At 64.9% G+C, this 12,325-nt stretch carries 20 protein-coding genes; all 20 read right to left on the reverse strand.

All coding sequences use genetic code 11. The features are described 5' to 3' along the window. Positions 1-120 precede the first annotated feature (120 nt). Complete coding sequence (locus D1643_RS07520; RefSeq protein WP_160710036.1) at positions 121-2,301, reverse strand: cytochrome C oxidase Cbb3; 2,181 nt, start codon at positions 2,299-2,301, stop codon at positions 121-123. 75 nt (positions 2,302-2,376) lie between these two features. Next, positions 2,377-3,000 carry an adenylate kinase gene (locus D1643_RS07525; protein WP_160710037.1) on the reverse strand — a complete coding sequence of 208 codons (624 nt, stop codon included), beginning with the start codon at positions 2,998-3,000 and terminating at the stop codon, positions 2,377-2,379. A 60-nt stretch (positions 3,001-3,060) separates the two neighbouring features. Then, complete coding sequence (gene secY, locus D1643_RS07530; protein WP_160710038.1) at positions 3,061-4,341, reverse strand: preprotein translocase subunit SecY; 1,281 nt, start codon at positions 4,339-4,341, stop codon at positions 3,061-3,063. Continuing rightward, positions 4,335-4,784 (reverse strand): 50S ribosomal protein L15, encoded by a 450-nt coding sequence (rplO, locus tag D1643_RS07535; protein WP_160710039.1) that lies wholly within the window; start codon positions 4,782-4,784, stop codon positions 4,335-4,337. Before rplO ends, secY begins: the two co-directional genes overlap by 7 nt. Before the next feature lie 159 nt (positions 4,785-4,943). Next, positions 4,944-5,135: a 50S ribosomal protein L30 gene (rpmD, locus tag D1643_RS07540; RefSeq protein ID WP_160710040.1), complete on the reverse strand. Its 192-nt coding sequence runs from the start codon at positions 5,133-5,135 to the stop codon at positions 4,944-4,946. 5 nt (positions 5,136-5,140) lie between these two features. Beyond that, the gene (gene rpsE, locus D1643_RS07545) at positions 5,141-5,665 is read right to left on the reverse strand and encodes a 30S ribosomal protein S5 (protein ID WP_160710041.1); all 525 of its coding nucleotides are present in this window, start codon (positions 5,663-5,665) and stop codon (positions 5,141-5,143) included. Positions 5,666-5,679: 14 nt separating this feature from the next. After that, on the reverse strand, positions 5,680-6,048 hold the full coding sequence (rplR, locus tag D1643_RS07550; protein ID WP_160710042.1) for a 50S ribosomal protein L18: 369 nt from the start codon (positions 6,046-6,048) through the stop codon (positions 5,680-5,682). 33 nt (positions 6,049-6,081) lie between these two features. After that, positions 6,082-6,621 carry a 50S ribosomal protein L6 gene (rplF, locus tag D1643_RS07555; RefSeq protein ID WP_160710043.1) on the reverse strand — a complete coding sequence of 180 codons (540 nt, stop codon included), beginning with the start codon at positions 6,619-6,621 and terminating at the stop codon, positions 6,082-6,084. 18 nt (positions 6,622-6,639) lie between these two features. Then, entirely contained in the window at positions 6,640-7,038 is a 399-nt protein-coding gene (gene rpsH, locus D1643_RS07560; RefSeq protein WP_160710044.1) for a 30S ribosomal protein S8, read from the reverse strand. A 102-nt stretch (positions 7,039-7,140) separates the two neighbouring features. Next, the gene (locus tag D1643_RS07565; protein WP_041239446.1) at positions 7,141-7,326 is read right to left on the reverse strand and encodes a type Z 30S ribosomal protein S14; all 186 of its coding nucleotides are present in this window, start codon (positions 7,324-7,326) and stop codon (positions 7,141-7,143) included. 95 nt (positions 7,327-7,421) lie between these two features. Then, entirely contained in the window at positions 7,422-7,967 is a 546-nt protein-coding gene (rplE, locus tag D1643_RS07570) for a 50S ribosomal protein L5 (protein WP_160710045.1), read from the reverse strand. A gap of 151 nt (positions 7,968-8,118) precedes the next feature. Continuing rightward, entirely contained in the window at positions 8,119-8,442 is a 324-nt protein-coding gene (rplX, locus tag D1643_RS07575; RefSeq protein ID WP_160710053.1) for a 50S ribosomal protein L24, read from the reverse strand. A gap of 44 nt (positions 8,443-8,486) precedes the next feature. After that, the gene (rplN, locus tag D1643_RS07580; protein ID WP_160710046.1) at positions 8,487-8,855 is read right to left on the reverse strand and encodes a 50S ribosomal protein L14; all 369 of its coding nucleotides are present in this window, start codon (positions 8,853-8,855) and stop codon (positions 8,487-8,489) included. A 50-nt stretch (positions 8,856-8,905) separates the two neighbouring features. Next, on the reverse strand, positions 8,906-9,166 hold the full coding sequence (gene rpsQ, locus D1643_RS07585; RefSeq protein ID WP_160710047.1) for a 30S ribosomal protein S17: 261 nt from the start codon (positions 9,164-9,166) through the stop codon (positions 8,906-8,908). Positions 9,167-9,186: 20 nt separating this feature from the next. Beyond that, a complete protein-coding gene (gene rpmC / locus D1643_RS07590; protein ID WP_160710048.1) occupies positions 9,187-9,381 on the reverse strand; it encodes a 50S ribosomal protein L29 in 195 nt (64 codons plus the stop codon). Next, complete coding sequence (gene rplP / locus D1643_RS07595; RefSeq protein WP_016309215.1) at positions 9,381-9,803, reverse strand: 50S ribosomal protein L16; 423 nt, start codon at positions 9,801-9,803, stop codon at positions 9,381-9,383. The genes rpmC and rplP overlap by 1 nt, the downstream gene beginning before the upstream one ends. Continuing rightward, entirely contained in the window at positions 9,804-10,523 is a 720-nt protein-coding gene (gene rpsC, locus D1643_RS07600; protein WP_160710049.1) for a 30S ribosomal protein S3, read from the reverse strand. A gap of 3 nt (positions 10,524-10,526) precedes the next feature. After that, a complete protein-coding gene (rplV, locus tag D1643_RS07605; protein ID WP_160710050.1) occupies positions 10,527-10,868 on the reverse strand; it encodes a 50S ribosomal protein L22 in 342 nt (113 codons plus the stop codon). A 14-nt stretch (positions 10,869-10,882) separates the two neighbouring features. Beyond that, a complete protein-coding gene (gene rpsS, locus D1643_RS07610) occupies positions 10,883-11,155 on the reverse strand; it encodes a 30S ribosomal protein S19 (RefSeq protein ID WP_160710051.1) in 273 nt (90 codons plus the stop codon). A 23-nt stretch (positions 11,156-11,178) separates the two neighbouring features. Continuing rightward, the gene (gene rplB, locus D1643_RS07615; protein ID WP_160710052.1) at positions 11,179-12,009 is read right to left on the reverse strand and encodes a 50S ribosomal protein L2; all 831 of its coding nucleotides are present in this window, start codon (positions 12,007-12,009) and stop codon (positions 11,179-11,181) included. Positions 12,010-12,325: the final 316 nt, after the last annotated feature.

The raw sequence follows: 12,325 nt of genomic DNA on the forward strand, positions 1-12,325 counted from the left end.
CACCCGGCCCGCCGCACCGCAGCAGCGTCCCACGCGCACCCGCCGCAGCGCGGCAGCGCCCCCGCACGCATCCGGCCCGCCGCACGCCCCAGCGTCCCACGCGCCCGCGCGCTCGTCCGCCTAGGTCCAGAACTGCGCCATCTCGATGACGTCCTGGTAGGCCCAGGGGTAGATGTCGGAGTACCAGCCCGTCTCTGGCACGAAGCACAACAGCGTGCTGTAGAGCAGCGACACGGCCACCATCACGATGAGCACCTTGAGCAAGAGGTCGCGCGCGACGGTGCCGGGCGCCAGGTTCTCGTTGACGACGAACAGCAGCAGCACCGTGGCGGCTAGGAACATGAAGCTGAAATCCGCGTAGTAGCGCTGAAGGATGCCGGCCATCTCCGCGTCGAGCAGGGCCACGATGACGCCGGAGACCAAGAGCACCACGATGACGCCCCAGATGGTGCGCGTGGCGCGCTGGCGGTAGCGCATGAGCAGGATGCGCCGCGCGAACGCGAGCACCCACAGCACCGGCAGGCAGGCGAAGATGCCGCCGAAGGTGACCTCGCGGATGGTCTGCCCCATGTAGGTGGTGTCGAAGGGCTCCGGCTGGAGGTACGGGAACACGCCCGTCACGCAGGGCGGCTGAAGGAAGTAAGCGAAGAAGGCCGGCGCGAGGCGGCCGACGTTCATGCCGCGCTTGGTCATGTCGTTGACCGTCAGGTTGTAGTTGGCACCGAAGTCGGTGATCGACCCGAAGCGCGCGTAGTTGTAGCCCATGATGCCCGCCGCCACGATGACATAGGGCGCCACCAGGCAGGCGAACTCGCGGGCGCCGGCCGGAGTGAGCAGGCGTCGCTCGGTGACGTAGGAGCGCCAGAACAGCGGGAAGGCCAGAAGCGACAGCGCCAGCAGCTGCGGACGGCAGCCGGCCACGAGCGCCATGCAGAGCGAGCCGGCGAAGTACCACGCGCAGGCATGGCGCGAGAGCCGCCCCCTCATCCAACAGTAGAGCCCCCACACCGAGAACGCCAGCCCGCACATGATGGGCAGCGAGTAGAACGTGGGGAACTTGACCAGGTAGAGGATGCCGCAGCAGAACACGAGCGGCACCTGGAGCAGCAGGTAGAGCCCGAGCGAGACCGATTTGAAATGGTAGCGCGCGAACCGGTCGAGCAGTGCCGAGCAACCCAGCACGAAGGCGAGCGCCGCCACGAGCACGCCGATGGCCGTCGGGAAGTTCAAGCCCGTCAGCAGGTAGAACGGCAGGTAGAACAGCAGCACCGGCACCACGCCGAAGTACACGTAGTAGTGCCCGTCATGATAGGCCACGTCAAAGAGGTACGGCTCGCCCGTCTCCTTCTGCGCCTCGTCGCGGGCGCCCTTGTCGTAGGGGTCGTCCATGGCCTTGAGCCACTCGGGCGGCTCCTCGTCCAGGTAGAGCTGGCCCTTGGCGAAGGCGCGCGCGAGCTCGGCGTACTGCTGGGCGTTCTCGCCGCCGGTCTCGTAGACGTTGACGATGCTCTTGCCGTCCCACGATCCGTAGTTGTAGGAGGAGGTGGCTACGCCCACGAGGTTCGACCCGTAGAAGAGAAACGCGCTCACCAGCGCAAGCTCCACGGCCACGGCCGCGATGATCCCCGCCTTCGAGCGGCGCGGGTTCTCCACGATGTTGATGCGGTAGATGGCCGACTTAGGCCGGAACAGGTACACGAGCGCCAGGATGCCCACCGTCCAGGCGAAGCGCGTCAGGTTGAAGTCGAAGGGGTGGTGGGCGTTGAGCGAGACCGTCCACAGCTTGATCGGATAGCGCGTGTCCTCCCCCACCACCTCGATCCGCAGGTTGTCGACGTAGCCCGCGGTGTTGAGGTTGAGGTACTCGCTCTGCGTGGACATGGTGGACACCGAGGTCACCGGCACGCCCACCGTGTACTCCGTGGAGTCGAAGTAGGTCTGGTGCGCCTCGTCGGTGAACTGGATCTTGATGGCCAGGTTCTGCGCCGGCTGGTCGGAGTCGAAGTCGATGCGGATGTTGTTGACCTTCGTGTTGAGGTCGGAGAACTCCATGGTGTGGTTGACCGCCGTGAGGCTGAACAGGTCGTCGTCGCGGTCGTAGGGCAGCGTGATGCGACTCTTCAGGTTGATGGGGTCGTAGCCGGCCGAGGCGAAGTAGTTGAAGTTGAAGACGAACACCTCAAGCGCGACCGCGAGGGCCACGAGCACCGTAGCCACGCGCAGCGCGTGCGCGAGCGCGCGCCCGTGCGCCGCGCGGACGCGGCCGTAGGCGTAGGCGATGTTGTCCCTGACGGTTGGCATACGCTGGATTATAGACGAAAGGGGGACCTGCCGGATGACAGGTCCCCCTCATAGGGCGCTTGGAGCGGCCGAGCCTTAGGCCAGGGCCTCCTTGACGTCGGCGTACACCACGTCAGGGTCGCGGTCGCCGTCGATGGTGACGAGCAGCTCGCAGCCTCGGTAGTAGTCGATGAGCGGGCTCGTGGACTTCTCGTAGACATCGAGGCGGTTGCGCACCGTGGCCTCGTTGTCGTCGTCGCGCTGGTACATCTCGCCGCCGCACTTGGGGCACGTCGCGTCGGCGACGGTGCCGATGTGGCCGCACTCGCGGCACATGCGACGGGAGCACAGGCGACCCACGATGACCTCGGGGTCGACGTCGATGAGCAGGGCCGCGTCGAGCGGGCGCTCCAGCTTGGAGAGCTCCGCGTCAAGCGCCACGGCCTGGGCCGAGGTGCGCGGGAAGCCGTCCAGGATGAAGCCAGCCTCGGTGTCGGGCTCCTGCAGGCGCTCGGTGACCAGGCCGATGATGACGTCGTCGGGCACGAGGTCGCCGGCATCCATGTAGCCCTTGGCTTTGAGGCCCAGCTCGGTGCCGGCCTTCACCGCCGCGCGGAGCATGTCGCCGGTGGAGATGTGCGGCAGGTTGTACTCCTCGATGAGCTTAGCCGCCTGCGTGCCCTTGCCGGCGCCGGGAGCGCCCAGAAGAACGATGTTCATGGCAGTCCTTTCCTCTCAGAAGGAGATCCGCCCGCCCTCCCCCGGACGAGCGGATCGTCTTTACTTGAAGAAGCCGTCGTAGTTGTGCATCTTCAGCTGGGACTCGATCTTGCTCATGGTGTCGAGGGCCACGCCGATCATGATGAGGATGGACGTGCCGCCGAAGGCCTGGATGAGCTGGTTACCCGTGAAGAAGAAGATGATCGTCGGAATGACGGCGATGCAGGCGATGAACAGGCCGCCCGGCAGCGTCACGCGGTTGATCACGTTCTTGATGTAGGTCACCGTGGCCGTGCCCGGACGCACGCCCGGGATGAAGCCGCCCTGCTTGCGGATGTTATCCGCCGTCTCCTCCGGGTTAAACACCATGGAGGTGTAGAAGTAGGCGAAGAACACGATGAGCAGCACGGTGAGAATCCAGTTGACCCAGCCCGTGGAGACCGCGTCGGCAAAGCCCGTGAGCCAGTCGACGTTGAAGATAGCCGCCAGCTGCGCCGGGAAGTAGATGATGCAGCTCGCGAAGATGATGGGGATGACGCCGGCCGCGTTCACCTTGAGCGGGATGTAGGTGGACTGGCCACCCATCATCTTGCGCCCCTGCACGCGCTTGGCGTAGTTGACGGGGATGCGGCGCTGCGCGCGCTCCACGAAGATGATGAGCGGGATGCACACGAGCACCACCGCCACGATGAGGATGGTGAGCGCGATGCCCATGCCCATGTCAGCCGTCAGGTTCACCGACGAGAAGATGGCGGACGGCACGCGGGACACGATGCTCACAAAGATGATGAGCGACATGCCGTTGCCGATGCCGCGCTGGGTGATGAGCTCGCCCATCCACATGATGAAGGCCGTACCGGCCACGAGCGTGAACACGATGATGAGGTCGGTCACGATCTCGGGCACCTCGGGGCTGAAGACCACGCCGTAGGCGGGAGACTTGAACAGCAGGAGGTAGCCGATGGCGTTGATGAGGCCCAGGCCCAGCGTGAGGTAGCGGGTGACCTGGGTGATCTTGCGCCGGCCGGCATCGCCCTCGCGGGCCCAGCGACCCACGGCGGGGATGACGCCCTGCATCAGCTGCATGATGATGGACGCGGTGATATAGGGCATGATGCCCAGGGAGAACACCGAGAAGTTCGAGAGGGCGCCGCCCGTGAACAGGTCGAGCATCGTCATGGCCACTCCGGTATCGGAGAAGGCCGTGGCGAACTCGTGGAACGGGATGCCCGGCACCGGCACGTAGGCGCCGAAGCGGTACAGCGCCAGGATGGCCAGCGTGAACAGGATCTTCTTACGGAGCTCCGGAACTTTCAGCGCGTCAAGGATTGAGCTTAGCAAGGCTCCTCGACCTTTCCTCCGGCCGCCTCGATCTTGGCCTTGGCGGAGGCGGACACCTTATCGACCTTGACCGTGAGGGCCTTGGTCAGCTCACCGTCGCCGAGCACCTTCACGAGGGCGTCGGCATGCTTGATGATGCCCTTGGCCTTGAGGGACTCGCCGTCGACGACCTCGCCGGCCTCGTACTTCTCCTCGAGGCGCTTGACATTGACGGGCAGGTACTCCACGCGGTTGATGTTGCGGAAGCCGGGCAGCTTGGGAAGACGGCGCGCGAGCGGGGTCTGGCCGCCCTCGAAGCCGGCGCCCTTACCGCCGCCAGCGCGGGACTTCTGGCCGTTCAGGCCGCGACCGGCGGTCTTGCCGGTGCCGGAGGCACCGCCGCGGCCGACGCGCTTGCGGGCCTTGGTAGAGCCCTCGGCAGGGGTGAGATCCTTGAGTTCCATAAGTTGTTTCTCCTTCGTTTCGCTTCCGGGCGGACTCCCCCGCCCGGGGCCGGCAGCTCGCCGCCGGCAAACTTCCTTCTATCATGGCAACGGCGCACCCGCGAAAAACGGGCACGCCGATTGTCAATTATATCTGAGACCGCACGCTCAAGCGAGGGTCTAGATCTCCTCGACGGTGACGAGGTGCTTCACCTTGAAGAGCATGCCGCGGACGGACTCGTTGTCCACCTGCTCGACGGTGCGGCCGATCTTGCCGAGGCCGAGCGCCTTGAGGGTCTTGCCCTGGTCGGCGGGGCGGCCCACCGCGCTCTTCACCTGGGTGACGCGCAGGGTCTTCTTAACATCTGCCATGGGAGCTACTCCTTCCAGCCGAAGATCTCGGCCACGGACAGGTCACGGCGGGCGGCGACCTCCTGCGGGGTCTCGAGGCCCTTGAGGCCCTCGGCCGCGGCCTTGACGATGTTCATGGCGTTAGAGGTGCCCAGGGACTTGGTGATGACGTCCTGGACGCCGGCGAGCTCCATGATGGCACGCACCGGGCCGCCGGCCATAACGCCGGTACCGGGAACGGCCGGCTTGATGAGCACGCGGCCGGCGCCGTACTCGCCGAGAATCTCGTGCGGCACGGTCTTCTCGGGGGTGAGGGCCACGGTGAACATGTTCTTCTTCGCGTCCTCGACGCCCTTCTTGATGGCGGTGGGAACCTCCTGGGACTTGCCCATGCCCACGCCGACGCGGCCGTTGCCGTCGCCGACGACCACGAGAGCCGTCAGGGCGAAACGACGACCGCCCTTGACCACCTTGGACACGCGGTTGATGTAGACGACGCGCTCCTGGAGCTCGGGAACGGAGCTCTCCTGCTGTCTGTTGTTACGAGCCATAAGCTTAACCCCTTCTAGAATTTCAGACCCGCTTCACGGGCGGCGTCGGCCAGGGCCTTGACGCGTCCGTGATACAGGTGGCCGCCACGGTCGAAAACAACTTCCGTCACGCCGATTTCCAGTGCCTTCTTGCCGATGATGTCGCCGAGGACGGCAGCGCCCTCCACGGTGGCGCCGCTCTTGCCCTGGACCTTGAAGTCCGGGCCGAGGGTGGAGGCAGCGCAGAGGGTACGATGGGCGACGTCGTCGATCACCTGCACGTAGATGTTGGAGTTGCTGCGGGTGACGCACATACGGGGCCGCGTGGGGGTGCCGGAGATCTTGCCGCGCACGCGACGGTGGCGGCGGCGCAGCCCGGCTTGCTTTTTCTGAAGCTTGTTCATGATTATCCCTTCGAATCAGATGCCGAAACGCGCTTAGTCCTTGCCGGCCTTGCCGACCTTGCGGCGGACATGCTCGCCCTCGTAGCGAATGCCCTTGCCCTTGTAGGGCTCCGGCTTACGCCACTTGCGGATGTTGGCGGCAACCTGGCCGACCTGCTCCTTGGAGGGGCCGGTCACGACGATCTCGGTCTGGCTGGGAACCTCGAAGGTGATGCCCTCCGGGGCCTCGACCAGCACGGGGTGGGAGTAGCCCAGCTGCATCTCCAGATCCTTGCCCTTGAGCGCGGCGCGGTAGCCGACGCCCACGAGCTGGAGCTTCTTGGTGAACCCGGCGGACACGCCCTCCACCATGTTGTGGATGAGGGTGCGGGTCAGGCCGTGGAAGGCCTTGGCCTCGCGGGAGTCGTCCGGGCGGGTGACGATGATCTCATCGCCCTCGCGGGTAATGGTCATCATGGGCTGGAAGGTGCGGGTGAGCTCGCCCTTCGGGCCCTTGGCCGTCACGGTGGTGCCGTCGATGGTCACGTCGACGCCAGCAGGAACGGCGATGGGCATCTTGCCGATACGAGACATGCTGATTCCCTTCCTTTCCTACCAGAGGTACGCGATGACCTCGCCGCCGACGCCCTTCTTGCGGGCGTCGCGGTCGGTCATCACGCCGTTGGACGTCGAGATGATGGCGGTGCCAAGGCCGCCGAGCACGCGGGGCAGCTCGTCCTTGCCGGCGTAGATGCGCAGGCCGGGCTTCGAGATGCGCTTGATGCCGCGGATGATCTTGGCCTTCTTCGGGCCGTACTTGAGGGTGATCTCAAGGGAGCCGCGGGGCTCGCCGTCGATCACCTGGTAGGAGCGGATGTAGCCCTCCTGCTCCATGATGCGGGCGATCTCGACGAGCTTCTTGCTCGTGGGCATGGACACCGTTTCCTTGCCGGCAGACTGGGCGTTACGCACGCGCGTAAGCATATCTGCGATGGGATCGGTCATTGTCATTTTGTGTTTCTCCTTTGATCCGTGATGAGCCGAACGTTCGGTTCGTCAGCGCCCATAGCGCCTCCGCCTTTCACGCCGGCACACCCAAAGCGTTTTCCAGTCTTACCAGGAGGACTTGGTCACGCCGGGCAGCTCGCCTTTGTTGGCCAGTTCGCGCAAGCAGACGCGGCACAGGCCGAACTTGCGGTAGTAAGCACGGGGACGCCCGCAACGCGTGCAGCGGTTGTGCTGACGCGTCGAGAACTTCGGCTCGCGCTTGGCCTTGGCGATCATCGATTTCTTAGCCATGCATTTCCTTCTTTCTTATGCTTGAGCCCGCTTTCCCCAGCGGGCCTTTGCCTGAGGTTACGCAAGCGGGCCGCCCGTGAGGCGGCCGGCTTGTTTTACTTGCTCTTGAACGGGAAGCCCAGCGCGGAAAGCAGCGCGAAGGCACCGTCGTTGTCACCCGCGGTGGTGACGAAGGTGATGTCCATGCCACGGGTGCGGTCGATCTTGTCGTAGTCGATCTCGGGGAAGATCAGCTGCTCGGTAATGCCGAGCGTGTAGTTGCCGCGGCCGTCGAAGCTCGTCGGCGAGATGCCGCGGAAGTCGCGCACGCGCGGCAGGGCGGTGGCCAGCAGGCGGTCGAGGAACTCCCACATGCGGTCGCCGCGCAGGGTCACCTTGCAGCCGATGGCCTGGCCCTCGCGCACGTGGAAGCCGGCGATGGACTTCTTGGCGCGGGTGACGCAGGGCTGCTGGCCGGTGATGACGCGCATGTCGGCCATGGCGGCGTCGAGCAGCTTGGAGTCGCCGGCAGCGGCGCCGACGCCCATGTTGACCACGATCTTCTCGAGGCGCGGAACCTCGTTGATGTTGGGGATGTTCAGCTCGGACTCGAGCTTGGGAACGATCTCGTTCTTGTACTTTTCCTTCAGACGAGGAGCCATAGTCTCTCTCAACCTCTCTACGATGAATTAAACGCAGGATTTCCGACCCTGCGTCCCCGGCGCGTCCTTACGCCAGGGCCATGGGGCGCGGGGCGCCCGACTGGGGAACGTTACCGGAGTACGCCCCGCCGGTCAAGCCCCGCGATTGGCGCTAGTCCTGAACGGCAGGGATGTCCTTGCCGCACTTCTTGCACACGCGCACGAGCTTGCCGTCCTCCTCGCGGCGACGGGCCACGCGGGTGGCCTCGCCGCAGGCGGGGCAGACGAGCATCACGTTGGACACGTGGATGGGGGCCTCGATGGTGGAGATGCCGCCCTGGGGGTTCTGCTGGGTCGGGCGCATGGCCTTCTTCATGAAGTTGACCTTCTCCACGACCACGCGCTGCTTCTCGGGGATGCAGCGCAGGACCTTGCCCTGCTTGCCCTTGTCCTTGCCGGAGATCACCTTGACGGTGTCGCCGCGGCGGATGGTCATCTTGTGCTTCTTCTGCTGAGCCTTAGTCAATCTGGACACCTCCTCTACAGCGTCTCAGGTGCCAGAGACACGATCTTCATGTACTTCTTGTCGCGCAGCTCGCGGGCCACGGGCCCGAAGATGCGCGTACCGCGCGGCGCGCCGTCGTTGTTGATCAGCACGCAGGCGTTCTGGTCGAAGCGGATGTAGGAGCCGTCGGCGCGACGGACCTCCTTCTTCACGCGCACGACCACGCAGCGAACGACCTCGCCCTTCTTGACGTTACCGTTGGGCATAGCCTCCTTGACGCTGCAGATGATCACGTCACCGAGGCCCGCGTAGCGGCGCTTGGAGCCGCCGAGGACCTTGATGCACTGCACCTTGCGAGCGCCGGAGTTATCGGCCACCGCGAGCATGGTTTGCATCTGAATCATTGCTCTAACCTATCTTTCTCACTAGTAGGTAGCTTGGCGGAGCCGGTAAGCTACTTGGCCTTCTCTACGATCTTCACCAGGCGCCAGCGCTTCATCTTGGACAGCGGACGCGTCTCCATGATCTGAACGGTGTCGCCGACGCCGGCCTCGTTGTTCTCGTCATGGGCATGGAACTTCTTCGTGGAGGTGATCATCTTGCCGTACACCGGATGGGGCTTGCGCTCCTTGATCGCCACGACGATGGTCTTGTCGTTGGCATCGCTGACGACGATGCCCTGACGGACCTTACGCAGATTGCGCTCATCAGTCATATTCAACACCCTTTCCTAAGCTACGCGCTCAGCTCGCGAGCACGCATCTCGGTCTGGATGCGCGCGATGTCCTTCTTGACCTGCTTGACACGGGCGGTGTTGTCGAGCTGGCTGGTGGCCATCTGGAAGCGCAGGTTGAACAGCTCCGCGCGGGCCTCCTTCAGCTTGGCCTGCAGGTCCTCGGCAGAAAGTTCACGGATCTCTGCTGCTTTCATTATTGCTGCCCCTCCGTTTCACGAGTGACGATCTTGCACTTGATGGGCAGCTTGTTGATGGCCAGGCGCAGAGCCTCGCGGGCGGTCTCATCGTCCACGCCGGCGATCTCGAACATGATGCGGCCCGGCTTCACGACAGCCACCCAGCCCTCGGGGTTGCCCTTACCGGAGCCCATGCGGGTCTCGGCGGGCTTGGAGGTGATGGGCTTGTCGGGGAAGATCGTGATCCACACCTTGCCGCCACGCTTCATGTGGCGGGTCATGGCGATACGAGCAGCCTCGATCTGACGGTTGGTGATCCAGTGAGCCTCGAGGGCCTGGATACCGTACTCACCGTGGTTCAGGCGCGTGCCACCCTTGGCCTTGCCCTTCATGGAACCACGCTGCACCTTGCGGTGCTTGACGCGCTTGGGTACGAGCATTTACTTCTGCCCCCTCTCGTTACGGTCACGATCATTGCGACGGCCGCGGCTCGGGCGAGAGCTGCCCTCGAGCGCCGGCTGGGGAGCCTTCTGGCCGGGAAGCATGTCGCCGTGGTACACCCACACCTGGACGCCGATGGAGCCCATGGTGGTGGCGGCGGTGGCGAAGCCGTAGTCGATCTTCGCACGCAGGGTGTGCAGCGGCACGCGACCCTCGCGGTACCACTCGCGGCGGCTCATCTCCGCGCCGCCGAGGCGGCCGGAGCACTGGATGCGGATGCCCTTGGCGCCGGACTTGCGGGCCGACTGGACGGCCTTGCGCATGGCGCGGCGGAAGGCCACGCGGCCCTCGAGCTGCTCGGCGACGGACTGGGCGATGAGGGCGGCATCGAGCTCGGGGCGCTTGATCTCGACGACCTCGACGGAGACGGGGCCGTTGGCGACCTTCTCGAGCTTCTTGCGCAGGGCGTCGATCTCAGCGCCCTTCTTGCCGATCACCACGCCGGGACGGGCGGTGGTGACGATGACCTTGATCTTGTCGCCGGCGCGCTCGATCTCGATCTTGGAGACGGCGGCGCGGGCCAGGTACTTGTCGAGGAACTTGCGGATGGCAAGGTCGTTCTCAAGGGTCTTGGCGTAGTCCTTGCCGGCGTACCAGCGGCTGCGCCAATCCTCGGTGATGCCGAGGCGGAACCCGGTGGGGCTTACTTTCTGGCCCATGCTTTAGGCCTCCTCTCGCGGAGCGACGACGATGGTGATGTGGCTGGTGCGCTTGCGGATGCGAGACGCGGAGCCCTTGGCGCGGGGGCGGATACGCTTGAGCGTGGGGCCCTCGTCCACATAGGCGGCCTTCACCACCAGCGTGTCGGCGCGCAGGTGATTGTTGTGCTCGGCGTTGGCCACGGCGGAGTTCAGCGTCTTCTCGACGGTCTCAGCCACGGCGCGGTTGGTGAATGCGAGAATCTCGCGGGCCTGCTCGACGGACTTGCCACGCACCTGGTCAACGACGATGCGTGCCTTGCGGGGGGAGACGCGAACGTAGCGCGCTACTGCTCTAACTTCCATTCTTCACCCCTATCCTATCGCTTGCCCTTGTCGGCGGAATGACCCTTGAAGGTACGCGTGGGCGCGAACTCGCCCAGCTTGTGGCCGACCATGGATTCGGTAACGTAAACCGGCACGTGCTTGCGGCCATCGTGCACGGCGATGGTGTGGCCCACCATGTCCGGGAAGATGGTGCTGGCACGAGACCAGGTCTTGATGACGTTCTTTTCGCCGGCCGCGTTCATAGCCTCGATACGGGCGAGAAGGCGCGGCTCTACGAAAGGACCCTTTTTCAGACTTCTGCTCACTATTGCTCCTTAATGCTTCCGCGCTACTTCTTGCGACGACGGATGATGAGGCGGCTGGAGGCCTTCTTGGGGTTGCGGGTGCGATGGCCCTTGGTGGGAACGCCCCACGGGGTGACCGGGTGACGGCCAGCGGACTTGTTCTTGCCCTCGCCGCCGCCGTGCGGATGGTCGACCGGGTTCATGACGGTACCGCGGACGGAGGGGCGGATGCCCTTCCAGCGGTTGCGGCCAGCCTTGCCCACCTTGATGTTGGAGTGCTCGGCGTTGCCGACCTCGCCGATGGTGGCGCGGCAGGTGATGAGCACGCGGCGCATCTCGGAGGAGGGCATGCGGAGGATGGCGTAGTTGCCCTCCTTGCCCATCAGCTGAATGGAGGTGCCGGCGGAACGGGCGATAGCGGCGCCCTTGCCCGGCTGGAGCTCCACGTTGTGGATGAGGGTACCCACGGGGATGTTGGCCAGGGGCAGCGCGTTGCCGGGCTTGATGTCAGCCTCGGGGCCGCTCATGACCATGTCGCCCACCTTCAGGCCCTTCGGGTGGATGATGTAGCGCTTCTCGCCGTCCACGTAGTGGAGCAGGGCGATGCGGGCGGAGCGGTTGGGGTCGTACTCGATGGTCGCGACCTTGGCCGGCACGCCGTCCTTGTTGCGCTTGAAGTCGATGATGCGGTAGCGCTGCTTCGTGCCGCCACCCTGGTGACGGGTGGTGATGCGGCCGTTGTTGTTGCGTCCCGCCTTCTTCGGCTTCGGGGCCAGCAGCGACTTCTCCGGCTTAGACGTGGTGATCTCCGCGAAGTCGGAGACCGTCTGGAAGCGTCGGCCGGGGCTGGTCGGCTTGTACTGTTTTACTCCCATTTCTTTCCTTCCTGGGGGCATCGCGCCGGGTCGTGCCTGGTAACGGCAGGCGTCTCCGGAGGTCGCCCTTCCTTCGAGGTTCCTGCTCGCGCGCCTCTCCGCACACCAGGAGCCTCCTCTGTATTCCGTGGCCAGGCGATTGCCGAACGGGCTCCGAGGGAGGCTCGGGGCCTCGACTCCGCCTAACCACGCGTCCGGGTGTATCTATACACGAGCAGACGCAAAGAGACATTATATCCGCGCGGAATGGTGGATTCAAGGGTGAATTTGGGGCGTGAACTGGCCACACATTTTGTGCACATGGGGGGATGGGGGG

The organism is Enterorhabdus sp. P55, assembly GCF_009911695.1.
In the GTDB taxonomy this organism is placed as follows: Bacteria; Actinomycetota; Coriobacteriia; order Coriobacteriales; family Eggerthellaceae; genus Enterorhabdus.